This window comes from Aeromonas molluscorum 848 (assembly GCF_000388115.1).
GTDB lineage: Bacteria > Pseudomonadota > Gammaproteobacteria > Enterobacterales > Aeromonadaceae > Aeromonas > Aeromonas molluscorum.
The window spans coordinates 1-1,163 of the sequence record NZ_AQGQ01000301.1 but is presented as its reverse complement, the minus strand read 5'-3'; the positions used below and the strand labels follow the sequence as shown (position 1 = coordinate 1,163).

The following is a 1,163-nucleotide window of genomic DNA, read 5'->3' as shown; positions in this document are numbered from 1 at the left end:
CTGCTGGCCGCAAATCTGGGCCAGTTCATCGCGCAGCTTGAACAGCGCCTGCTGGCTGTCGCTCTCTTTTTCAAGACGGGTCAGCGCGGCGCGCAGCCCCTGTCCCTGAGCGCTGCGGGCCTTCTCTTCGATATGGCGCTTGAGCAGGGCTTGCGCCGTGGGCCAGGCGGCCTCGCGGGCGGTCTCGGGGGCGATGCTGAGCAGCAGCGCCAGCGCGGCCTGATGCTCGGCCACCGCTGCCTTGGCCAGCGCCAGCTGCTGCTCGGCCCCCAGCACCCGGCGAGTCAAGCTCTGCTCGGCGGCGCGGAACTGATGCAGGCGCTCACTCGCCTGTTCGGCGCTCAAATCGGGTAATTCGCACTGCTCGCGGGCGTTCTCCAGCGCCTGCACCGCCTGACGGTACTGGATGGCGCGGGTCTGCTGGATATCGAGCGCCTGCTGATAGTCGGCAAGCTGGGTCTTGAGACTGTCCACCTCTGCCTGGGCGAGCTCCTTGCGCTCTTCCACTTCCAGCAGTTGGCCGTGGATCTCTTCCGCGACCGCCTGCTGCTGCTCGAGCTTGTCGACCAGCTCCGCCAGATCGGCGCGATACATGGCGATCTTCTTTTGCAAGTTGACCGCCGCCATCACCTTGGCCAGGTGCTCGGCGGCGGACTCCAGCTCGTCGGTCAGCAATTTCTCGCGGTTGGCAAGCTGCTCCGCCTCGTCGGCCAGATAGATGGCGCGCTGCTTCTCCTCGGCCAAGAGCCGACGCTTGCCGGCCAGCTCCTGGCGCGCCTTGAGGGCCAGTTCGGAGAGGCGGTTCTTCTCGGCGGCGTTGCGCACATAATCCGCCGCCACATAGTGGGTGGTCTCGGTGATCAGGTTCTTGAACAGATCCCGCTGACCTTGAGTCTCTTTGATCGCTTCCAGGGTGCGGCGGTTCTCATAGATGGCCGCCTCCATGTCCTGAAACGCCTTGCGCACCCCGGAGTTCTCCGGCAGCAGGTATTCCCGCAAGGATCGGCTGATGGAAGAGGAGATACCGCCGTAGAGGGAGGCTTCGATCAACCGATAGAACTTGCGCGATCTTTTGATCACGCAGTTTTTCGGCGTGATGCCGAACTCGAACATGAAATTGTGATAGTCGGTCACCGTATTGAACTTGGCGACCTTGATGGCCC

1 pseudogene is annotated in these 1,163 nt (G+C 63.5%); it reads right to left on the bottom strand.

From position 1 onward, the window contains the following. Nucleotides 1-1,163, bottom strand: a pseudogene (gene mukB / locus G113_RS20120) (chromosome partition protein MukB); the annotation flags it as partial.